18 protein-coding genes are annotated in these 22200 nt (G+C 73.0%); 5 read left to right on the top strand and 13 right to left on the bottom strand.

What is annotated here, in order from left to right; genetic code table 11:
- The first annotated feature begins 182 nt into the window (after window positions 1-182).
- Entirely contained in the window at window positions 183-1505 is a 1323-nt protein-coding gene (locus tag FRAAL_RS24045) for a sensor histidine kinase (RefSeq protein WP_231861313.1), read from the top strand.
- 47 nt (window positions 1506-1552) lie between these two features.
- On the top strand, window positions 1553-1996 hold the full coding sequence (locus tag FRAAL_RS24040; protein ID WP_011606602.1) for a hypothetical protein: 444 nt from the start codon (window positions 1553-1555) through the stop codon (window positions 1994-1996).
- A gap of 95 nt (window positions 1997-2091) precedes the next feature.
- Here the strand turns inward: FRAAL_RS24040 and FRAAL_RS24035 are convergent, their stop codons facing one another.
- The 10 genes from FRAAL_RS24035 to FRAAL_RS23995 all read right to left on the bottom strand — a co-directional run bounded on the left by FRAAL_RS24035 (window position 2092) and on the right by FRAAL_RS23995 (window position 15356).
- The gene (locus tag FRAAL_RS24035; RefSeq protein WP_011606601.1) at window positions 2092-2646 is read right to left on the bottom strand and encodes a flavoprotein; all 555 of its coding nucleotides are present in this window, start codon (window positions 2644-2646) and stop codon (window positions 2092-2094) included.
- 153 nt (window positions 2647-2799) lie between these two features.
- Window positions 2800-4143, bottom strand: coding sequence for an ATP-binding protein (locus tag FRAAL_RS24030; protein ID WP_011606600.1), 1344 nt, complete (start codon window positions 4141-4143; stop codon window positions 2800-2802).
- A gap of 462 nt (window positions 4144-4605) precedes the next feature.
- Window positions 4606-5874 (bottom strand): esterase-like activity of phytase family protein, encoded by a 1269-nt coding sequence (locus FRAAL_RS24025; RefSeq protein ID WP_011606599.1) that lies wholly within the window; start codon window positions 5872-5874, stop codon window positions 4606-4608.
- A gap of 113 nt (window positions 5875-5987) precedes the next feature.
- On the bottom strand, window positions 5988-6419 hold the full coding sequence (locus FRAAL_RS24020; protein ID WP_011606598.1) for an NUDIX hydrolase: 432 nt from the start codon (window positions 6417-6419) through the stop codon (window positions 5988-5990).
- Between the two features lie 22 nt (window positions 6420-6441).
- A complete protein-coding gene (locus FRAAL_RS24015; protein WP_231861309.1) occupies window positions 6442-7737 on the bottom strand; it encodes a PIN-like domain-containing protein in 1296 nt (431 codons plus the stop codon).
- Window positions 7738-8241: 504 nt separating this feature from the next.
- Entirely contained in the window at window positions 8242-8487 is a 246-nt protein-coding gene (locus tag FRAAL_RS24010) for a hypothetical protein (protein WP_011606595.1), read from the bottom strand.
- Window positions 8488-8516: 29 nt separating this feature from the next.
- Window positions 8517-8825: a ParA family protein gene (locus FRAAL_RS36205; RefSeq protein ID WP_372667087.1), complete on the bottom strand. Its 309-nt coding sequence runs from the start codon at window positions 8823-8825 to the stop codon at window positions 8517-8519.
- 102 nt (window positions 8826-8927) lie between these two features.
- The gene (locus FRAAL_RS24005) at window positions 8928-12314 is read right to left on the bottom strand and encodes a helicase HerA domain-containing protein (RefSeq protein ID WP_011606593.1); all 3387 of its coding nucleotides are present in this window, start codon (window positions 12312-12314) and stop codon (window positions 8928-8930) included.
- The gene (locus tag FRAAL_RS24000; RefSeq protein ID WP_011606592.1) at window positions 12311-13207 is read right to left on the bottom strand and encodes a hypothetical protein; all 897 of its coding nucleotides are present in this window, start codon (window positions 13205-13207) and stop codon (window positions 12311-12313) included. The genes FRAAL_RS24005 and FRAAL_RS24000 overlap by 4 nt, the downstream gene beginning before the upstream one ends.
- Window positions 13208-13211: 4 nt before the next feature.
- Window positions 13212-15356, bottom strand: coding sequence for a TIR domain-containing protein (locus FRAAL_RS23995; protein WP_011606591.1), 2145 nt, complete (start codon window positions 15354-15356; stop codon window positions 13212-13214).
- A gap of 514 nt (window positions 15357-15870) precedes the next feature.
- On the opposite strand from FRAAL_RS23995, the gene FRAAL_RS23990 reads away from it, so the two are divergent.
- From FRAAL_RS23990 to FRAAL_RS23980, 3 genes are all read left to right on the top strand, one after another.
- Window positions 15871-18321 carry a serine/threonine-protein kinase gene (locus FRAAL_RS23990; protein WP_011606590.1) on the top strand — a complete coding sequence of 817 codons (2451 nt, stop codon included), beginning with the start codon at window positions 15871-15873 and terminating at the stop codon, window positions 18319-18321.
- Between the two features lie 51 nt (window positions 18322-18372).
- The gene (locus FRAAL_RS23985) at window positions 18373-18948 is read left to right on the top strand and encodes a flavoprotein (RefSeq protein ID WP_041939721.1); all 576 of its coding nucleotides are present in this window, start codon (window positions 18373-18375) and stop codon (window positions 18946-18948) included.
- A gap of 279 nt (window positions 18949-19227) precedes the next feature.
- Window positions 19228-19491 carry a hypothetical protein gene (locus FRAAL_RS23980; RefSeq protein WP_157734434.1) on the top strand — a complete coding sequence of 88 codons (264 nt, stop codon included), beginning with the start codon at window positions 19228-19230 and terminating at the stop codon, window positions 19489-19491.
- Window positions 19492-19526: 35 nt separating this feature from the next.
- Here FRAAL_RS23980 and FRAAL_RS23975 read toward each other — a convergent pair whose 3' ends face one another.
- From FRAAL_RS23975 to FRAAL_RS23965, 3 genes are all read right to left on the bottom strand, one after another.
- Window positions 19527-19763 (bottom strand): hypothetical protein, encoded by a 237-nt coding sequence (locus FRAAL_RS23975; RefSeq protein WP_011606587.1) that lies wholly within the window; start codon window positions 19761-19763, stop codon window positions 19527-19529.
- 238 nt (window positions 19764-20001) lie between these two features.
- Window positions 20002-20910 carry a helix-turn-helix domain-containing protein gene (locus FRAAL_RS23970; protein WP_041940943.1) on the bottom strand — a complete coding sequence of 303 codons (909 nt, stop codon included), beginning with the start codon at window positions 20908-20910 and terminating at the stop codon, window positions 20002-20004.
- A 632-nt stretch (window positions 20911-21542) separates the two neighbouring features.
- Window positions 21543-21752 carry a DUF397 domain-containing protein gene (locus FRAAL_RS23965; RefSeq protein WP_011606585.1) on the bottom strand — a complete coding sequence of 70 codons (210 nt, stop codon included), beginning with the start codon at window positions 21750-21752 and terminating at the stop codon, window positions 21543-21545.
- Window positions 21753-22200 lie beyond the last annotated feature (448 nt).

Below are 22200 nucleotides of genomic sequence, written 5' to 3'. Positions count from 1 at the left end.
GGATCTGCGTGGGACGGGGCGGGGTCGGGATAACCCGAAGGCGAGTGGTGGGCACACCGGCTGGGAGCGTCGAGGACGCGGCGGCAGGCTGAGAGGCGTCCCCACGGGGACCGGGCGTCCCGCGGTGACCGTGTCCCGGGCGACCGGGCCGTGACATACTGCTTCCGAAGGCACCGATGATCATGACGATCCCACCGCCCGGCGTCCCCGCGCGGGAGCCTGGACCGCCGCGCTGGCGGGTGCACCGGGAGTTCGCCCACACCCTGGTCGGGCTGCTGCTGGGCATCCTCTCCTTCGTCTACGCGGTCGTCGCGATCTCCGTCGGCGCCGGCCTCGCCGCCACCGTCGTCGGCCTGCCGCTGCTGGCGGCACTGATCGTCGGCGCCCGCCGGCTCGGCGAGGTGAACCGGCGGCTGGCCGTCGGGCTGCTGCACGCGCGCGTTCCCGCGCCCCGCCCGTTCCGGCCACGCCGTCCCGGTGCGTCCGGCTGGATCCGGGCGGGGCTGGGCGACACGGTCGGCTGGCGGGCTCTCGCCTACCTGCTGCTGAAGTTTCCGCTCTCGCTGGTCAGCGGGATCGTCTCGATCACGCTCTGGGGCTACGCGCTGGGCGCGGTCACCTACGCGGTCTGGCGGCCGTCCCTGCCGTTGCAGCACGACGGCGACGGGCAGGGGCACCGCGGTGCCTCGTTCGGCACCGACTACTTCCTCGACACCGCCCCCCTCATCGTCGGGGTGACCGTGACGGGGCTGCTGATGCTGCCCGTCGCCCGCTGGACGGTGCGCGGGCTGGTGCAACTGGACGTGCTGCTGAGCCGCGGCCTGCTCGGCCCGACCCGGCGATCGCTCACCGCGCAGCGGGTGCGTGACCTGGAACGCACCCGCGCCGCCGCCGTGGACGACTCGGCCGCGGCGCTGCGCCGCATCGAACGCGATCTGCACGACGGGGCGCAGGTCCGGCTGGTGGCGATGGCGATGAACCTCGGCATCGCCCGCGAACACCTCGCCGCCGACGGCGACGCCGTCGACCTGGAGACCACCCGCACGCTCGTCGACGCCGCCCACCGCGACGTCAAGGAGGTCCTCGTCGAACTGCGGAACATCGCCCGCGGGATCCACCCGCCGATCCTCGACCGGGGCCTCGGCGCGGCGCTGGTGAGCCTCACCGCGAGCAGCGCGCTGCCGGTGCGGGTGAACGTCGACCTGCCGGACCGGCCGTCGGCGGCGATCGAGACGATCGCCTACTGCTGCGTCGCCGAGCTGCTGGCCAACGCGGCCCAGCACAGCCATGCCGGCGAGGCGCACGTCAGCATCGTCGGGCGCGCCAGGCGGGTGCGCGTCGTCGTCGGCGACGACGGTGCCGGCGGGGCGCGCGTCGACCCCGGCGGCGACGGGGGGCTCGCCGGCCTGGTGGAGCGGGTCCGCACTGTGGACGGCTGGCTCGCCGTCACCAGCCCGTCCGGCGGCCCGACCGCCGTGACCGTGGATCTGCCGCTGCACGCGTGACCGGATCGTGGCGGGCTGGGCCGACCCGTGACGGCTCGACCCGAAAAATGATCCCTCGTGGTCGCGAGCGGGGCGGCGCGCTCCGTCGAGACGCCCTGGTCCAGGTCGGCCAGCGCTTCGCCGCCGCGAGCGGGACGAAGCTGACCGTCACGGACCTGGCCCCGACCGCGTCCACGAATCCCAACGGAACGATCGAGTTCTACGCGATCGTCTTCCTGGCGATCGGCAGCGCGCTTGGCGCCACGGTGCTGGGGCGCGTCCTGGGGACCGTGGCCGCGCTGACCCCGTACTCTCCCCACGGCGGCGGCCTGTCGGTGCTGCGCGGCGGCCAGTACTTCGATGGCCGGGGCATCGCCGCCGGTGTCGGCTGCCTCGTCGTCTGGGCCGCCGTCGGACTGCTGCTCCTGGCCGGCGCGGCCGTCCGAACCGGTCTGCGGACCCGGACGGCCGCACCGGCGCCGACCGCCGGACAGGCGCCGGCACTCGGGTGACCGCGCGGGGGATGTCGCACACGGTCACCCGATCACCTGGTGGTCCGATGACCTGGTGGCCCGGGAGCCTGATGGCCGGGTAGCGCGGCAGTCTTTCAGGAGGTCTTCGCGGCCTCGAGCGCGTCGAGGAGCTTCTGCCAGGGGAACAACGCCTTCCACGCCTCGATGTCGGGGACGTTCTCCAGCACGACGTCCTCGTATTCGAAGATCACCTGTACGCCCCAGGAACGCAGGGTCGCGATGTTCGCGAGGAACGCGGGATGCTTCGCGTGGGTCGGGTTCGGCGGCAGCCCGATGATGATGGGGATCCCCGAGCAGATCGTCTCGTTGAGCAGGCTGAGTGCGAGGGTGTCGGAGATCCCGCCGGCGAACTTGTTCACCGTGTTGAAGGTGGCCGGCGCCACCACGATGGCGTCGGGTACCGGGCGCTCCTCGTTGTCGTCCTCGACCAGCGTGTACTCGCTGCGCACCCCGTGACCGGTGAGGTTGGCGAGCAGGCCGGTGTCGATGAACTTCAGCGACGACGGGGTGGCGACGACCCGGATGTCCCATCCGGTCGACTGCGCCTGCTTGACGAAGACGGGGAGGTCGTCGGCGGGATACCCGCCGCCGCAGACGACGATGTAGAGCGCGCGATTTCCGACAGTCATGGCGAAGAAACCCATCTCGAGGCCGCGGAGAAACCAGAAGCATCTGTTCCAGTCGTCATTCTCCGCCGGATCGGCCGCTTTCCGGGCGGAGCAGCCGAACGTCGGGTGCGGACGGACCGAAGGTCCCGCCGCACCCGGCACCGGCAAAGGACCTCAGATGCGGGTGAAGGCCTCCGCGTCCCGGCGGAAGCGGTCGAGCTCGGTCAGGCTGATCGTCGGACGGGCCTGTCGGGCCGCGTCGAGCAGGTCGGCGGTGGTCAGCGGCGTCGCCGCGGGGTTCTCGCCGCCGTCGGGACCGGCCGCGTCCGAGCCGGGCTTGCCATGCAGCCAGGTGCCGTCCGCGGCCCGGTGGAAGGCCGCCGCGGCCGAGCGCTGCACGACCGCCGAGAGGTCCGCGGGGGTGAACAGGTCGGTCGCGGCCACCACCGCGTCCAGGTCGATGTCCTCCTTGTTGGCGACCCGCTCCAGCAGGCCCGCCAGCAGCACGCGGCGTCCGCTGGCGTCCGGCGGCCCGACGGGGAGTACCAGGTCGAACCGGCCGGGCCGGACGAACGCCGGGTCCAGCGCCGACACCGCGTTCGTCGCGCAGATCAGCAGCCGTCCCTGCACCCCGCGGAACAGCGGGATCGCCTTGAGCAGCTCGTTGACGACCGACTGGTTCTCCGGCCGGGTCTCGCGGGACTGGGCGATCTCGTCGACCTCGTCGATGAACACGACGACGCGTTCGACGCCCATCAGGTCGTCGATCGCCGAACGCAGCTCGGCGGCGAGCCCGGCCGCCCCCGAGGCCAGCCGCGACGGCAGCAGCTCCACGAACGGCCACTCCAGCCGGGCGGCGATCGCGCGGGCGAACGACGTCTTACCGGTTCCCGGCGGCCCGAACAACAGCATCGCCGTGGGGATGACCACGCCGTAGGCCTCGGCCAGCTCTCGCTCGCGCACCGGCAGCAGCAGCCGCTGCTCGATGAGCTTGCGCTCGTCCTCCATGCCCGCGAGGTTCGACCACTCGGACGTGCTCAGCAGCGCCCCACCCCAGCGTTCGACGGTCGACACGTCCGCCGGGCGCAGCGGGATCTGCTTGTCGTAGAGCACCTGCCCGGTGGCGCTGAAGCCGCGGTTGAGGAACGCCTCCTCCCCGGACTGGCCGGGGGTGATCAGGGTGGTGATCCGCCGGCAGCCGGCGTGGAGGAGCAGGTTCTCCACGCTCTGCAGCAGGCCGGAGCCGATGCCGTGGTGACGCCAGGCCGGCGCGATCGCGACCGTGAGGACCCGGCCCGCGCCACCCTCCTTGCGCCCGATCGCGGCCCCCACGATGTGCTCGCCCGCGACGGCGACCACGACGGGGGACTCGGTGTCGGGCGGCTCGTGCCGCAGCGCCAGCACGGTGTCGGTCAGGTTGATCGGCGGTCCGCCCGGGGTGCTGCGCACCTCCTCGAGCAGCCGCACGGTGGCCGCGTAGTCGACGGTCTCGTAGGGACGGATGTGCCAGATGGGCACGCTGGCTCCTTCAGGTCGGTCACCGACGGATCGTCGAGACGACTCTGCCTGGGCGGTCCCGGCGAACCCGCCGGGACTGTTGGAGTTTTGTAAGGGGACCTAGGGACCGGCACCGGTTGACGAAGGCAGTCTGTGTGCCCGGGGGTGCTCCCCCGGGCGGGGTCGCCGTCCCGACGCCCGACGGCACGCGACGGCGCCCGGCCGGCCGCGGCGACGCTGGTGGGCGCGCGGCGCGCGGCGGTGGTGACGCTGCTCGCCAGGCACCTTCGACGGCCGGCCCGGTGACGCTCGTTCGGGCGCCCGCATCGTGGACCCCGCCACGCCCATCCGGGGGTGACCACTCCGCCCCGGCGCCCCCGAACGGGTGCATCGCCCTGCGTTCGGACGATGTCCGGCACCGCCCCGCGGGGCAGGGGAGTCACCGCCCGGATCGCCTCGCCGAGGGGTCGGCGCGGGCGGTGGTCAGGGCAGGGGCGCGGCGAGGGTGAGTACGCGGGTGATCTGGGTGGCGGCGAGGTTGTCGTCGCTGATCAGGGTGAGCGTCGCCGGGCCGCGACCGGCCGGCGGCGCGGCGACGGCGAGCCCCTCGTAGTTGTCGAGCAGCGGGTTGAGCTGCGGCTCCCGGCTGGGCGCGCCGAGGGTCGGGCAGCGGACGAGGTCCGCGACCGGCTGCTTGACGATGATGTCGGCGGCCGGCGCGGTGGCGAGGTCGGCGATGCCGCCGACGTCCGGGGCCCGGTCGGCGCCGGTGACGGCGTAGAGGGTCGCGGTGTTGCCGACGTTCGGCGTGAACGCCGCCTCCAGCACGACCAGCCGCCCGTCACCGTAGGCCGTCGCCTCGGCGATCCGGTTGCCCGGGTCGACCCGGTAGCCGAGCTGGCGGATCAGCCGGAAGCCGTCGGCCGCGCCGGGGTCGGCGGCGTAGACGAGGATCCGCCGGAACGGGGCCTGCCCGCTCCCGGGCTGTCCGGCCCCGGGCTGTCCGCTCCCGGGCTGTCCGCTCCCCGGCTGTCCGGGACCGGCGGCGTCTGTGGCGGCGGCCTCTGTGGCCGGGGCGTCCCCGGCGAGCGTGCCCTCCATCGCGGCGTAGACGAACCGCCCCGACGGCGAGATCGACAGGCCCTCCAGGGTGGCGTTCGCCGTCGCCTCGCCGGCGGGCGCGACCGCGAACCGGGCCGGCACCGCGAGCTGCCCGGCCTGCCGACCGTCCCGGCCGAACACCCGCACGGACGGCTCCGTCTCCGAGCTGACCAGGAACCGCCCGTCCGGCAGGACGGCGACACCCTCCCCGTCGAAGCCCGCCGCGTCGTACGGGATGCCGTCCGGTCGGCGCAGGGTCAGCGTGCCCGTCGGCGTGGGGTGGCGCGGGTCGCGGAAGAAGAACAGCCGCGCCGGATCCGTCCCGCTGTGGTCCTGGACCGCCACGTACCCGCCGCTGCGCCAGTCCGCCGCGAGCCCCGACAACCCGCCGACCGTCACGCCGCCGATCGACGCCTTGTCCAGCGCGTCGCTGAACCCGACGGCGACCGCGCCGGGCGGGCAGACCCGCTCCCGCGGCCCGCCCGGCGCCGCCGAGGCACCGGCCGCCGCACGACTCCCGGGGGCCGTCGTCAGCGTGCTCGCCGTCGTCGACGCGGCTGTCGTCGTCGATGCGCTTGCGGTCGCGGCGGCGGAACACGCGAGTGCCGCGGCCGCGGCGGCGGCCAGAACGGTGCGACGGATCGATGTCACACTGTCACCCTTCTCGGGCAGGGGTGACCGGCGGAAGGCCGGTGAGATGAACGGCGCCCGAACTCATGCCACCGAATGAACGCGGCCGCTACTTGGTCGGGTGGGCGGGCACATCACCATCCCTTGGCGGCGAAGTTCTCGCCGCGGCGGAACAGCTCGATGCCGGTGCGGGAGGTTCTGTAGGTCCGCGCGGGGATCGCGTCGAGGGGGAACCAGGCGATTCCGGCGCACTTCTCCGGCTCGGCGTTGACCGGCTCGCCCGTCCAACTCGCCGGCCGGAAGACCAGGCCGAGGCGCGCGCTGCCGCGGTCATTGCGGGAGTGGATCGTGGCGGTGAGGCAGAGCCTGGACCGATCGAGGACGAGGCCGGTCTCCTCGCGGGCCTCGCGCACGAGCGCGCTGGCGGCGTCCTCGTTGTGTTCGAGCTTCCCGCTGGGCAGGTTCCACCAACCGTCGGCGAATCCGGTTCCCGCACGCAGGGCAAGCAGCACCTGGTCGTCGCGGACCAGGAGCAGAAGCACGTCCACGGGACTCGTGTAGGTCATCGGAACTCCAGGGCCGGTGGATTCAGTCCTCGTCGACCGCCGGGTCGGCGGGGGAGCCGAGCAGCGCGGTGACGGAGACGGGGAGCTGGAAGCCGATGGCCTGGCCGGACTGGTCGTCGTAGACGGCGTCCAGCAGCGGCTCGGCGTCGAGCGGGATGCGCCCGCGGCCCTGGAAGTAGGCGACGATGCGGCGCACGGGACGGGTGAACCCGCGCAGGCTGCGGTCCGCCCCGTAGCCGATCCGGTACACCTCCTCGCGGCTGATGAAACCGTCGGACTCGGCGGCCCGCTCGATCGCCCGCGCCTGCACCGCCGCCTCCTGGCGCAGCCGGCCGAGGACCGCGTCGAGCGCCACCGCGGTCCAGCCGGTCTCCTGGTCCTCGGGCTCGTCGTCCCGATCGTTCCGCTCCTGCTGCAGTTGCTGGACGCGACCGACGTCGGCCAGCGCGGCGGCGGGCACCTCGACGCTGAGCATCTCCCCGGCCAGCCGGAGCAGCGTGTCGGGCCGGACCATGTACAGGGCGCAGCCGGCGGTGTCGAGCAGCTCCCGGACGAGTTCGGGCCGCGGGCCCACGGGGAGGCCCTGGTCGAGACGCCACCAGTCCTCCTTGACGTCTCCGGTGACGAAGAGGACGGCGCAGTGTCGCGCGCCGGCCTCCACCTGGATCTGCTTCCAGAGCACGTAGTCGCCAGCCGGAGCGGCACCCTTCTTCGTGCCGTCCTTGTAACCGGGCGGGCGCTGCTGCTCGACCCTGCGCAGACCCTCGTCGACCGCCTCGCGGTGCTCGTCGGGCGGCAGAGCGGGACCGACCCGCCGCTCGAGAATGGTCGCCAGTCGCTTCACGACGGGGTCGAGGTTCGAGTCGGTGGAATATCGTGCCATCTCGCGGTCATGGGTGGCCGCGATCCGCTCCGACACATGGTCGAACCCGGCAGCGAGGGCCCTGTGTAGGCCGGTCGCCTCCACCAGGTCGAGGGAGAGCCGGTTAACCCAGGTGCGTATCACCTTGTCAGCCTGGTCGCGCAGCTTCAGCAGCTCGCTCTGGGCCGCCGTCGTGCCCCGCGGGTCGCGCAGCACGTTGGTGCGCTGGGTCCAGAACTCCGCGACCACCTGATGCGGTGCCCACACCCGTTCGCCGAGCCCGGTGAGCACATCCAACAGGTTGTCGCGCGCGTCCGGGTGATAGCGATACAGGTTGAGCAGGACGTTCGTGTCCGGCACGACCATGCCACTCGTCAGCACCCGCCGGTAGTCCTCGACCGACGGCGTGCGGTACGCCTCGAACCCGTCGAACAGGCCGAACTTGCTTGCCGCCAATCCTGGTGTTACCGCGGAGTCCCCCACACCGGAAAACTTTATGCCTTGGTCACGGGGCGGGTCTCGGCGGGGTTCTTCGCATGGCCCGGGTGTCCAGGCGAACGCCGACGGTCGCGTCCGCTATCTTGTCAATGAGATCGGCTCGTCGTTCCCGCGCACGGTGCGGGACGTGCAGCGCGTCGGCAAGTGCCGTCAACCGGGGAATGAAGGTGTCGAGGTATCGCCGCCGCCTCCTCTCGGCTAGACATCGCCGTCAGGGCGGCGTGCGCGGCAGTGGCCTCCTGCGGCGAGACGATATGCCCAAGATCGTCGCCGAAGGCCGGTTTGGTGGAGGTGGCTGGAACAGGGGAGCGTCCAGCCTGGCGGGCGTTCGCCGACTGCTCTCGTGCGCCGAGGATCAGAGATCGCCGGCCGGAGAGGAGATCGTTTAGGCTCGCGAGGTCCAGACTCTCAACCAGGTCGGCGAGCCGTCGAAGCGCGGCCGCGAGCGCCGCCGGCCTCGTGTCATTCATCGTGCAGCGCCTCCAGTCTCGCGGTGAACTCGGCTGCTAGAGCCTGCCACTGGCCGGGAATGTCCCGCTGCTGGCGGGATTGCGGATCCGCAAGCACGATAGGCGCGGTCGCTGTCGTGCCGCCATACCGGACGGTGTCGAAGATGATGGAGTTCAGCACCGGAAGCTTGCGCTGGACCTGGTCGATCGCGTTGCGTTGAGAGGGGGCGACCTCGTCGCGCTGGTATGACCGCACCATCGTGAAGACGACTCCAAGGATCCGAGGGATCAGCCGAGCAGGAATTCCCTTCCGTGTCGCTGCCGGGCCCGCTCTGTCGTCGTACTCGCCGACGAAATGATCGAGCCGTTCCCCGAGGTGGTCGATCGCCTGAGTGGAAAGCCGATCCGACGGCTCGGTACCAGTAGGCAGTTGCTGGCGACGATCGCCGTCCGGGTCAGAACTCCGAAGTTCGGCGCGCAGTCGAACAGCACGAGATCATAACTGGCCTCCCGCACGGTCTCCAGCGCAGCGACAAGTCGTCCGTATACCCGGAGGAACGGCGTTCGTGGGGGATTCGGGCCGCCGAGCTCGTGGATAAGTCGCTCCTCGGCGCCGCTCAGCCGCAGATCAGCTTTCGCTTCTCGCGGGTGCGCGAGACGGGCGCATTGGAACCGTCGTCGGTGCGCGTCTCGGGGTCATTAGTCCTCCCTGGCGCGGGCGATGACCTCCTCGTCGGTCAGGGGGGAGGCGGGATGGTGGGTCAGGCACAGCGGGGTGCGGATCTTCTCGAAGGTCAGCGCCTCGCTGGTGGCGTAGAACTCGCCGACGCCGAGCCGGCCGATGTCCGCCGCGTCGCCGCCGCTGGCGCGCGCCATCAGCCGGGCCGCGTCGATCTGGGTCGGGCTGTTGAGCCGGCCGAACAACTGCGTGGTGGCGTTGCCGGGGATGCCGTTGTGCAGGTTCTTCGGCGCCTGGGTCGCGAACACCAGCCCGAGGCCGTACTTGCGCGCCTGGGCGGCCAGCGCCAGCGTGCTGGCGGTGCAGGCGGTGGTCGGCCCGGACGGGGCGAACGTCTGCGCCTCGTCCATGACGAACAGCCCGCCGAGGGGACGCTCGCCCGCGGGGTTGCGTTTCACCCAGGCGAACAGGGCGAGCTGGAGCTGGTTGACGAAGCTCTGCCGCTGCTCGTCCTGGGGCAGCCCGATCAGGCTGATCACGGAGACGCGGGCGCGGCGTCCCGGGGCCGGGCGCAGCAGCGCCCCGGGATCGACCGGCGCGCCCTGCCCGCCGAACAGCGGATCATTCACCATCGCCGCGCGCAGTGTCTGGGCCAGGCCCTTCGCGAGCTTGTCCGCCGGGTCGAGGTCGGTCACCCCGTCGGGCAGGTCCGCGAGCAGCTCGACGAACGCGGTCAGACCGGACCGGTTCCCTCGGGCGAAATGGCGCAGCGCGGCGGTGAGGATCGCCCGGCCGATGCTGGCCCGGGACGTCGCGCCGGTCACGCCCGCCCGCGCCGCGAGAGTGGCCACGGCCGCGTCGATCGCCGCGGCGAACTCGTCCGGGTCGTCGCGCAGACCGGCGAAGTCGGGCAGCGGCTGGAAGCTCACCGGCCGGCCGCCGTCGCGCCGTGGCGTCCAGATCACCACGTCGGTGCCGGCGAGGTAGTCGTCGGCGAGGCTCTTGTCCTCGCCCTGCCAGCCGGCCGGCGGACTCGGCCACGCCTCGCCCAGCCGGGCCAGGTCGTTGTTCGGGTCCAGCACGATCGAGGACACGCCCCGCAGCGCCGCCTCCTCGATCAGCCGCCGGATCAGGACGGTCTTGCCCGACCCCGACCCGGCGAAGATCGCCACGTGCCGGCGCAGGACGGCCAGATCGAGCCGGGCCGGTTCCGCCGAAGCCAGCGAGGTGCCGAGTACGAACGCGGACGGCGTGCCCGGCGCGCTCGTCCGCTTGGTGGGGGCGGGGATGCCGGCGACCCGGTCGGGGGAGCCGTTCGCCGGTGTCGGACAGCCGCCGGCCGCACCCGCCCTGTCGTCCACTGTCCGCGCGGCGCCGGCCTCGGGTTCCGCGGCGCCGCCGGGGGGTTCGACGGCGGCGTCCCCCAAGGCCGTGCGCAGCAGGGACGTTGCGCTGGCGGGGCGGCGCGCGGTCAGCCATTCGCGCAGGTGGGGATGCTGGCGGTCGAACAGGGTCCGCAGCGCCGCGAAGGTTGCCAGGTCGTCGCGGTCGAGGCGGTGCACGACGCCGCCCGCCTCGGTGAAGGCGGCGAGTGCCTCGTGCGTCTTCGTGCCGTGGCCCCAGTCGGTGTTGCGCAGCAGGAACAGCCGCCGGCGCGGGTTGCCGGCGGCGATCCCGGACATGACGCAGGCGCTGGTGATGCGGGGCAGGATCGCCCGGCCGTGGCCGGAAGTGATCGCCCGGAACGACCACTGAGCCTGCTCGCCGGTCTCGGCGTTGAGGATGTGGGACAGCCGGGCGTGCAGCGGCGGCCGGGCGCTCGGGCTCGGTTCGAGGCCGAAGCCGCGGCGCGTCCCGCCGTTCTCGGTGATCCAGGCGGTGAGTCCCGCGTTCAGTAGCTCCGGCATGACGATGTCCTCATTGGCCGGCGTCACGCTCGGCACGGTTGCGACCAGTTCGGCGAACACCGCGTCCAGCGCCGCCAGGGACGGTTCGGCCGGGTGCGGCGGCGTCCCCGCGGTCGAGGCCGGCCCGGTCGAGTTCCCGTCCGCCGCGGGTGTCGAACCGACCCGCCTCGCACCCTCCTGGGACGCCGCCGCCGGCTGGGCTTCGGCCTGGCCGGCCACTTCCCCCGCGATCCCAGCCATACCGGATCCGACGGTCCCGGCGGATCCGGCCGCGGTTGCGGACGCATCGGGCGTGGCTGGTTCGGCGGCCCGGGCGGCAGCGTGCGCGTCGGGTTGCGCGGAGAAGTCGTCCAGCTCGCGGACGACGCCGGCGGACAGGCAGGTCTCCAGATGCCGGTCGATGCGTTGTAGCAGCTCGCGCGGGGTGTAATGGGGAGCGCGGTCGAACGCCGCGCGCTTCACCGGCCAGGTCGGGTACGGCGGGGTGAAGCCGATCCGGTCGAAGTCCTCCCGGAACCGCCGCTCGATGATCCGGACGGTGATCGCGGGATCCTCAAGCCGATTGAGCGGCATGATCTCGTGGAAGCGGTCGCGCACGGACGTCACCGCGTTCTCCCGGAACAGGATCCAGCTCGCCGGCAGGCAGGCCAGCAGGCACAGCGTCCGCTCGGTCCGCTCGTGCAGCATGAGCAGCCCATCGGCGAGCACGTTGAACGCCACCGACCCGCCGCGCCGCCCGTCCGGATCGTCGTCACGGACCGCTGCCTCGGCCACAACCGTGTCGACCTGGTCCACCGCAATCACGCTTGGCCCGGTCAGGGCCAGCAGCCGGGACAGCTCGTGCACGATGTCGGCCGGGCGGCGGGTGGCGGGCCGGATGCCGCGGCGGGCCCGCTCGCCGGGCTCCTGTTCGTCCATCGATCGCAGATAGGTCTCGCCAACGGTCAGCTCGTCGTAGTCGTCGGAGTTGTACAGCGTCAGGGCCCGCAGGGTGTGCTGACATTCCCGGGCCAGCGCCCGGTCGTGGTCGCCCAGCGCGACGATGAGGTCCTTCAGGTGCCCCGGCTCCAACGCCGTCTCGCCCACGACGGAGGCGGTCAGCTCCGCGGGTACGCGCAGCAGCTCGCACAGCGACCGCAGGAACCGTCGAAGCTGGGTCTCCCCGTCGACGGGCCGGAACAGGTCGGACAGCATCGACCCGACGACGCTGGCATGGAACGCCTCGCTGCTCGCGTGCCCGACCAGGAAGAAGTACCCGCCGAGTTCCTGGACCTGCTGACGGACCCAGCCAAGCAGGTGCGTCTTGCCCGCGCCGGCCTGGCCCTGCACGACGACGCCGAGCGGCTTGCGCGTGTCGGCCTCCATCAGCGCGGCGAGGATGCGTCGCCGCGGCTGCGTGTGCAGGCCGTCGACATGGACCGGGGAGCTGCGCCAGACGTCCTCCAGCGCGTGCACCCAGTCCAGCCTGACAGCGGCCAGGGCGTCCAGTTCGGTGATCATGCCGGCCCGATCAGCAGCAGGTGGTTGTCGTGCTCGCCGATGCGGACCGCCGCCGCGCGGTCCGCGGCATTCAGCGACTTCTGGTCCTCGTCCGGCACGACCCGCACGTCCGGCTGGCGCGCCATCCGCCGCAACGCCCGGTCGACCTGCGCCTTGGCCGTGCCGCCGAGAAGCGGGCGGACCTTCGCCAGCCGCACCCAGTCGTACGGCCCGGCGGCGAGACTGGCGTACGCCGCCCGGATAGCCGCCTCGATGGCCACGCCACCGTCCTCGTCGACCATGTCGTCCGCGGGCCGACCGCTGTCCGCTGGCCTGGCTTCGTCCGCGGGCTCGGCGTCCACGGTTGCCGTCGCCGCAGTCGATGGAGCCGTCGCGGTGCCCGCCGCCGGTTCCGTGCTCGGATCGGGCAGCGCCGGGGGCGTGGCACTCGCCGGCGGGGAATCGGCCGGGCCGGGCGGATCGGCGCGGAACAACTCGCCGATGGCGATCTGCTCCCGTTCCAGGAACCGGTGCAGGCCCTCGGCGACGGCGAAGAAGACCCCGGCGGGCAGGGTGCCCGTCTCGATCGGACGCGGCGCCAACTCCTGGCAGCCCCGTGCCCAGCCGGCGTCGGTGACCTGATGGAACAGGAAGTTGCCGTGTCCGGGCACCTTGCCGCTCTCGACGAGGCGCAGCTCGTTGAGCCGGCGGCGCTCGGCGCCGACCAGGGTGAAGCGGAACCGCTCGCGCAGCTCCTCGTTGGAGATCGGCCGGTCCTGGGCGAGCAGGGCCAGCAGGATCGCCGCCTCCCGGGCAGACAGAGCTGAGCGGTCGCGGCTGGCTGATCCCGTGCGGCGCGCCGTGGTCGGGCGGGCCGGGTCGCTCGTGGGGGTCGGGGAGCTGGCGGGGGTCATGGTCCTATGCCTCTTTCGGAGTCTTTCGGCGCGCCTCGACGCATCGTTCGATCTGGCTCGCGACGGCGTCCACGTCGTCGAGCACCTGGTCGTTGGTGAACCGCAGGACGGCGAAGCCGTCGAGGACGAGTTCGGCGTCCCGCCGCCGGTCCGATTCGTAGTGCGCAACCCCGCGGTGTTCCGGGCCGTCGACCTCGATGACCACCCGCTCGGCGGACCAGATGAGGTCGAGGTAGTGCAGCCCGGTCAGGGGGCCGGAGCGGTAGGGCTGGTTCCAGGCCCGCCCGTGCGCCCACTCCTTGGCGCGCAACGCGCCTTCGAGCCGCTTCTCCGCCCGGCTCGCCGGATGCGGCCGGCCGACGACCGCGGGCAGCACCACTCGGTTCGGTCGGTCATCGCCGCCCGCCGGCATACCCGGCTCATCCGTCGCCGTCGCCGTCGCCGTCGTCGGTGTCGTCGTCGTCGGTGCCATCGTCGTCGACGACGGTGGGGCGGCCGGCGCCCTCCAGGTGGACTGCGGCCGGGCCGGCTCCGCCCCGGCGCTCCGCGCCCGGATGCGCCCCTCGCGCGTCGCTGCCGTCGGCTCCATCTGGTTGATCGCGGCCGTGCTAAGGGTCGCGGGGGTCGGTGTGGCGACCTCGCCCGGCAGCGGGGACGCCGCCGGCTCGGACGCCCCGTCGGCCGGGGCCGGGCGCCCGCTCGCGGGGCAGGACACGGTCCTGGCCCGGTCGGCGTCCGGGCCGTCGGGGAGCCCGGTCAACCACACGCCGACGCGTGCCGTATAGGCGAACCAGGCCAGTGCGTCAAGGGCGGTCCGTCGGTCGCGGAGCCGACCCCCGGATGCCCCCGGATCGACGAGCAGTACCAGCCGCTCACGGCCGAACCCGGCGGCGATGGCCTTCGCGACGCCCGCGGCCCGTACCTCGACGGTGAACCGCGTGCCCGTCGGCGCCCCGCGCAGGGACCGCTCGGCCAGATCCGCCAGGTACGGCCCGAAGACGTCCAGCGCGGCGGCGCTCCGGCTGGCGAGGGCCCGCGCCGCGGCCACGCCCACCCCGCCCGCCGACTCGATGACCTCGGCGCCTGGCAGCCAGTCGGGGAACAGCGCCACCGCGACCGACTCCAGATCGGCGAGCAACGCCCGTTGGCAGGCGGCGAGCGAGGGCTGTGCGTCCGGGCGGTAGCCGAGGACGGCGGGCGCGTCGGCGGGCAACGGGTCCAGCGCGGCGCGGACCGCCGGTTCGACCGTGTCGGCCAGTCGGATGACCCGGTCCGCGGGCAGCGTCGCCCAGGATCCACCGCGCCGGCGCCGGGGCGCCGCCGCCGGCCGACCTGACTTCTGCGGCGGGTTCGCGCGCGGTGCGTCTCGGGCAGCCTGCCCCGGATTGCGGGCGGCCTCCTCTGGGCCCCGGGCGGCAGGGTCGGAGAGCGGAGAGACTGGGGCCGCGTTCGGAGGGGAAGGCGCTGAGTCATTGCCGCTGCCCGGCCGGATCGCCAGCATCGTCGCGGGCCGTGGCTGCGTGGTCCGGGGCGGACCACCGGGTGCGGCGACTGGGGGGCGAGGAGTGCCGGCGGCCTGGTTCGTTCTTCGTCGCCATGCGGACGCCGCTTCGCCGGTCGGCGGTGTGGCCGGACTTCCGGCCCGCGAGCCACAGCCGGTTGGGGCCGAGGGAAAGGCGGGTTCGGCCAGCCGGGTTTGCGCCTGGGCTGGGAAGGCTGGTTCGATGTTCGGCTTCGCGCGTCCGTCGATCGCGTGCCGGACCAGGGCGATCAGCGTGTCACGGGCGGAATCGGCGGGCTGGTCGAACAGGTCGATGGGGGCGAGCTGCTTCAGTAACCCGGGCAGCTCGCAGTCCTCGACCCGGACAGGCAGGAGCCGCCGCCCGGCTCCGGATGGGTCGGCGGCGAACGCCGCCTGCCACTCCGGGGTGTCGTCCAGGGAGCGCAGATACGCCGCAGACAGCACGACGATGGTGCGTTCCGCGCCGACGACGCCCTGCTGGATATGCAGGCTCCAGTTCGATCCCGGCACGAAGTCCCAGGCCCGGATGAGCACCCGGTAATGCGCGGACTCCAGTTGCCAGGCGAGCCACTCGGCCCACAGACGATCTTCGGCCGCATACGAAAGAAAGAAGTCCCATCGTCCCATGGCCGACACGCCGTCCTCACCCCCGTTTCGGACTCGGCGCCGATTGTGCCACCGGGCCGCAAGACCCGTGACGGCCGGTGGTTCCGGTACCCGCAGGGCCGCCCGCAGCCGACAGCCGATCACCCACCGCCGGACGTCGAGCGGCCCGTGCTTTTCGTGGCACCTTCTCTCGCGATCCGACCGACGCGGTGTTCCCCGAAACCCGCCGACCTCCCGGCTGAGAAGTCCGAGGTGTTTGCTCGGAGAACAACGGCGAGGGAGTCCTCCCGCCCCGAACTGCCGTTTCGAAGAACCCATCGGGCCCGCGTCGGGGACGGTGGATAGGACGTCGGCGGTAATCCCGGGCGGCCACGGGCGCTCGCTGTCCCCTGTCCCGGTCGTCGTCCGCGCCCCGGCGCCCTGACCGCTCGGTGGCGGATCGGTCGCAGGTGCTCGGTTATAGTCGGCTCACAGATGATCCCGGCCTGGTGGCGGGCCTGGAATGGCGGGGAACGCGGCGGACGCGGGGTAGCGCGTGATCGTGCAGGGGCACGTCCAGGCGGTGCTGCCGGACTACGAGATCGGCGCCGAGCTCGGCCGCGGCGGGTTTGGCCGGGTGTTCGCCGCCCGGCATCGCCGGCTCGACCGGGACGTGGCGGTCAAGGTGCTGGCGGTGCCCGCGCCCGCGTCGGAGCCGCCCGCCGACGGCGTCGACGCCGAGGCGCGGATCGTCGCCAGCCTCGACCATCCGCACATCGTCCGGGTCTTCGACTACGTGCGCGACGCGGACATGGCCCTCATCGTCATGGAGCTGCTGCCCGGCGGGACGCTGGCCGGGCGCGCGCAGGCGGGGCTCGCGCCGCCGGCCGCCTGCGCCACCGTCGCGGCGGTCGCCGTCGCCCTCGACCGGGTGCACCGCGAGGGCCTGCTGCACCGCGACATCAAGCCGTCGAACATCCTGTTCGCCGCGGACGGGGCGCCCAAGCTCACCGACTTCGGCATCGCGCGCCTGCTGGAGTCGACGGGCACCGCCACGCCGACGAGCGTGGTCGGCTCGACGCCGTACCTGGCGCCCGAGCAGTTCGACCTCGCCGCCGCCGGGATGGCCGCCGACGTCTACGCCCTCGGCGCCGTGCTCTACGAGCTGCTCGCCGGCTCGCCGCCGTTCGGCGCCGACCCGCGGCCGCACGTCATGGCCGAGCGGCACCGCCGGGCCGTGCCGCACCCGCTGCCGCGCATCCCTGCCGAGGTGGCGGCCGTCGCCCTGCGGGCGCTCGCGAAGGATCCGGCGGAGCGCCAGCCGAGTGCGCTCGCCTTCGCCGCGGACCTGATCGACGCCACCCGGTACGCGTTCGGACCGGACTGGCTGGCGGGCACCGGGATCAGCTTCCGCGGCGACGAGGACCTGCGCCGCCGCAGCCGCGGCCCGCTCCCGCCGACGCGGCGTTACCGGCCGGCCGACGCCAGCCCCCCGACCACCAGCCCCCCGACCACCAGCCCCCCGACCACCAGCCCCCCGACCACCAGCCCCCCGACCAACGGGTGGCTTCCCGCCACCGGGCTGATCGGTGGCGGGCAGGCCGGCGGGGTCCGGTCGCGGTACGCCGGGGTCCTGCGGTCGCTGCGGGAGCGGGGCGGGTCGGCGTGGGCGCGGGCGCGGGTGGGGGAGCTCGGCTGGTCCGCGTCGGGCCTGATCGCGGTCGTTCTCGCGGTCGTCGTGCTGCTCGCCACGGGCGTCCTGCGCGTCGGGCCGGGCGGCGGCGGCGGGCCCGCGGCGGCGCCCGTCCGGCCGAGTGCCGCGCCGGCGTACCCGGTGAGCGCGCCGCTGCCGCTGCGTGGCCTGGTCAGCCTGGCGGCGGACGGCGGTGGCGACATCCTGCTCGCCGACTCCAGCCAGCACGCGCTGACGCTGTTCGCGCGGGGGGCGGCCAGCACGGTCGTCGGCCGGGCCGGCGCCGACCGCAGCGGCCAGCCGGGACCGGCCCGGGACGAACCGGCCGCGGTCGCCGCGCTGCGCCGCCCGGCCGGCATCGCCGCCGGCGGTGGTGACGGGTCGATCTTCATCGCCGACGAGTGGAACTGCGTCGTCCGCCGGGTCTACCGGCCGGCGGGGCAGCCGTGGCGGGTCGAGACCGTGGCCGGGCGGCCGTCGACGGAGACGGTGGACCGGGTGCTGGCGGGGGCGGCCGACGGCGGTAAGGCGGTGGCGCCGGCGACGATCTGCCCGGCGGGCGGCGCGGCCGGGCCGAAGAACGTCGGCGCGCAGATCGGCACGCCGACCAGCGTCGCGGTGAGCCCGGGCGGCGCGCTGTACTTCACCACCGGCTACGCCGGCCAGGTCTGGAAGATCGATCCCGCCGCCGGGACGGGCGACTACCGCACCACGGCGGCGCAGCTCGTCGCCGGCAACGGCGCCGCCACCGACCGCGGCCACCGGGTGGCCCACGAACGCCGGTACGACGACGGCACCGACCGGGCGACCGAGGTGCCGCTGGCCAACGCCTACAGCGTCGCGGTCGACGCCGCGGGACGGGTGTTCGTCCTGTCGTACGCCGACGGGCACGCCCGCATCCACGTCGTCGAGAACGGAACGATCAGGACCGTCGTCGACCGCACCCTCGACGACGCCGCCATCACCAGCCTCACACCGGCTCCGGGCGGCGGCGGGGGAGTGCTGTTCACCGACGCCCGGCACGGGGCGATCTGGCAGGTCGGCGACCGGCCGGGCGGCACCGGCCCCGGCACCCGCACCGGCCCCGACACCGGCGGCACGGGCACTGAGGGCACCGGCACCGCTGCACCGGTCCGGCCGGTCCTGCGGCAGGCGTGCGTGGGCGACACCGAGCGGCTGTTCGGCGTCCTCGCCGATCCCGGCGGCGACCTGTACTACACCTGCAACGACGCCACCCAGGCGTCGCTGTACCGGATGTCGGCGCGGGCGCTCGCCGCCGGCGGGTCCGGCCCGGGTCAGCGCCTGCTGTACTGACCGCTCGCTCCACGTCCCGGCAGTGCGGGCCGGCTTCTGGAAGGGATGTCCATGACAGCCGACGATCCGGTGCTCTACCTCGTGGCCTGCGGCGGTTATCCGGCCGCGGACCTGCCGGCGTTCGTCGAGTACGCCCAGGGCGCGGGCTGGGACGTGTGCGTGGTCGCCACCCCGTCGGCGACCGGGTTCCTCGATGCGGGGCGGCTCGCCGAGCTGACCGGCCATCCGGTTCGCTCCGCGTACAAGCGGCCGGGGGAGCCCGACGTGCTGCCGCCGGCCGACGCCATCGTCGTCGCACCGGCGACGTTCAACACCGTCAACAAGATCGTCGCTGGCGTCTCGGACACCCTGGCCCTGGGCCTGCTCAACGAGGCCGTCGGCGCCGGTCTGCCGATCATCATCGCGCCGTACCCGAACAGCGCCCTGGCCGCTCACCCCGCGTACGCGGCGAGCATCGCCACCCTGCGGTCCTGGGGCGTGCGCCTGGTGATCGGACGACCCGGCGACCCGCGCGCCGGAGCCGATCAGCCCGGCCGGGAGAACACTGCCTTCCCCTGGGACGACCTGCGCACCGCGCTCGCCACCCTGCGCACCGTCCCGCCGCGCGGCGCAGACGCGGACAGCTGAACCGCTGTTTCGACGGCGAGGCCCCCGGGCTCCGCGTGGGGCCTGCGCGTAGGGTTCGGCGGCGTCGGCCTCTATCTCTGTCGGCGACTGCCAGATAGCATGCCGTCACCACACTCCCGCCGCCCGGCACGTGCGCCGCGTCAGTCCTGCGGGCGCCCTGCGCGCGGGGCGGCGGTGCGGGTTACGCCGTCGCGAGGGCGGGCCGGTTCATGATCGACCTGTTGATCGAGATCTGATGGCGGTACGATGAACGCTCGGGGTCAGATGATGGAGGCATGGATGGCTAACCCCGGACCGTCTCCATCGCCCTCGCGTCGCCGCTTCACCCCGCGTGTGCCCGTGGACGGCGCCGCGGCTGCCTACGGTCTCGTGGCCGGCGTCCTGTCGTTCGGCGCCGGCTCCCTCGTCGGGCTGCTGCTGGGCGACCTGGTCGACCGCATCGCCCAGCTCGCGGTCATGGTGGGCGTCACCTTCGCACTGGTGATCGTGGCCGCCTGGTACGCCGACGCCATCGTCGCGCGGATGCGTGCCAGCCGCCGCTGAGGTCCGGTCGCCGGCTGCGACGAAGACCCGTCCGGTCACCAACGATCGGGACCGGTCTTCGCTCGATGGCGCCGGAGCGTTCGCAGGAATCTCGCGAGGGCGACGACCAGGACGGCGCTCGGCAGGGCGCCGAGCAGCCACAGCGGATCGTGGTCGACCTCGACCAGCGCGACCACGACGAGCAGCGCGGAGACGGTGGGAATCGACAGCACCACCACGAAGCGGAGCGTGACTCCCCAACTGGAGACGACGTATCTGGCGAACCCCTCCACCAGGCGCCATCCGTCGAGACCTACGGACGCGTCCTGTCGATCGCTCTGCGGTACCTCATCGACGGGCATGGGACGTGGCCACCCGACGCTAGGTCCGTCGGCGCGGCGCGGCCGGGCGGGCCCGGTCCGACGGCCACCCGGCAGCGAGGACGCCTACCTCAGTTGTCGTCATCCTTCCCCGCTCTGTCGTCGTGATCGGTGGGTCGCCCTGATCGGCGAGTCGCCGCGATCGGTGGAATCAGGTCGTGGAGGAGACCGGTCGCGGAACGGACACCTCGATGGCACCGGTCATCTCGGCCACCGCCCGGTCGATCATGTCCTCGAATGCCGGCCCGCTCACCGCCAGTTCCTGCAGTTCCAGAAACGTGGTCAGATACTGCGAGGTGAGCTCGGTGTCGTCACGGTTGATCGTGTCGCCGAGGCTGTTCTCGAAGTAGAGCACCGGATCGTCCTCGGGTTCGGCGAACTCGAGGATCGTGAACGGGCCCCGCATGCCCTGGTGGGCGCCGGCGGAGAAAGGAATCGCCGCGATCTCCGCGCGACCGTCCCGCGCCAGGGCCCGAAGGTACTCGAGCTGTCGGCGCATCACCCCGGCGCCGCCGACCTGGCGCCGGATCGCCGCCTCGTCGAGGATGAAGACCATCTCGGGCCGGTCGGTCTGCTCGAGAATCTCCTGCCGGGAGAGGCGGACCTCCCAGGCCCGATCGACGAACGCCGCGTTGTCCCGGCCGATGGTTCCGCTGCGCAGCAGCGCCCGGCCGTACTCCTCGGTCTGCAGAAGCCCCGGTACCAGTAGCGGCTCGGTCTGCCGGATGGCCGAGGCGGACGCCTCGTTTTCCAGGTAGATGAGGAACTCGCGGGAGAGGACGTCCTTGTACTCGCCCCAGCCGGAACGCCGGCTCGCCCGGGCCATCTCGACCAGTGACTCAATCCGGTCGTTGTCGGTGACGCCGTAGAGGCCGAGCAGTGCCCGCAGGTCGACCGGGGTGATTCCCACCGACCCGTTCTCGATGCGGATGAGCTTCGACGGCGACCAGTCCAGCCCGGTGGCGGCGTCGCGCTGGGTCATGCCGGCGGCCGCGCGGGCGCGGCGCAACTCCGTGCGGAGCCTTCTCCGCAGGACCGCTGGATTACGTTCGCCGACCATGAGCACCCCTCCAAACCGAGACTACGCTGTCGCGGCTCAATATGCCATATGGCATGCTGCCTACAGGCGGTCGGCAGGCTCCGGTCGGCCAGGTTCACTTTGCGACACCCCCGTCGGCTATTCATCCGACCGGAACATCCCCTCCCGACTGGTCCCGGGATGCCGCAGTTGGAACGACTACTGGACATCTGCCGGGCAACCGCCCGCCTACTGGCCCCCCGTACACCTCCTGCCGCATAGGCGCACGACCGATTCTTGGGTCGTGAATGTGCTGGTCAGGCGGCTGCAAGGGCATGGGTGCGTGCCCCCGCCCGGCGCGTCGGCTCCGTGCGGGTGTGGGGAGGCGGTGCCAGCGCGCCCTTCGTCCGGGGCAGGCGAGGTCGTCCGTGCGGGGGCGGGACCGCGCGATGCGGGACGCCGATTGTCCGTCCGGGGACGACCGGACGCCGGCGGCGGCGTGAACGGACCGCGGGCGGTGCCGAAGACAGACCGCGGGCAGTGCGCAGACAGACCGCGGACAGCGTGGAGTACAGACTGCGGACAGCGGGTGGGCCGCGTACGGAACCGGGCGCGCCCGAGCATGGGTCGTGCTGTGCTCGTCTCGCCTCGAAGGTCGGCGGAGCGTGGCGGTGTCAGACCTCGGGCAGGTCGAACTCGCCCGCGCGTGCCCCCACGAGGAACGCGGCCCACTCCGCCTCGGTGAACGAAAGCATCCCACCCCCGGGGTTCTTCGAGTCGCGTATCAGTACGTGGCCGGGAACGATGGCCACCTCCACGCAGTTTGACGAGTTGCTGGCTCGACTCTTGCGCCACACCAGCCCGGCCGGATCGGTCGGCAGCATGCCTGCCTCCTGGGAGATACGGCGTCTCCCGTACGAGAGATGCGCGCTAACTGTCAGTGGCCGAATGAGGGTAAGCGCTCATTCGGCCAGAGCAGCAAGAATACCGGCGGTTCGCGCCAGGTTCGACCGATCCGTAGCCGACCCGGCTAATCGTTGGGATCTAGGGCGTTTTGTCAAGCGGCGTCCTGCAATGCGGCGCCGTGCCAGCAGGCGATGGCCCGGCGGGCGTAGCTCCTGGACGCAGGGCGGACAGTGCCGCCGAGACGGTTGCCGTCGGCGACAGCGCAGGCGGCCGTCAAACGATTCGCCGGATGGCGTTCCGCTCGGCAGCGATAGGGATTGTGGCGCCGCACCGCGCCAGACCGGTTGGCCTGGCGGTCAGGGACAGCCGGGCCGGCCTGGATCGTCGGTGCATGCCCGAGCCGAGCGGGCCGGGCCGCGCCGGAAG

The sequence above is a fragment of the Frankia alni ACN14a genome (assembly GCF_000058485.1).
Taxonomy (GTDB): domain Bacteria; phylum Actinomycetota; class Actinomycetes; order Frankiales; family Frankiaceae; genus Frankia; species Frankia alni.
Note: the sequence above shows the minus strand (reverse complement) of the source record. Positions and strands in the feature narration are given on the sequence as shown.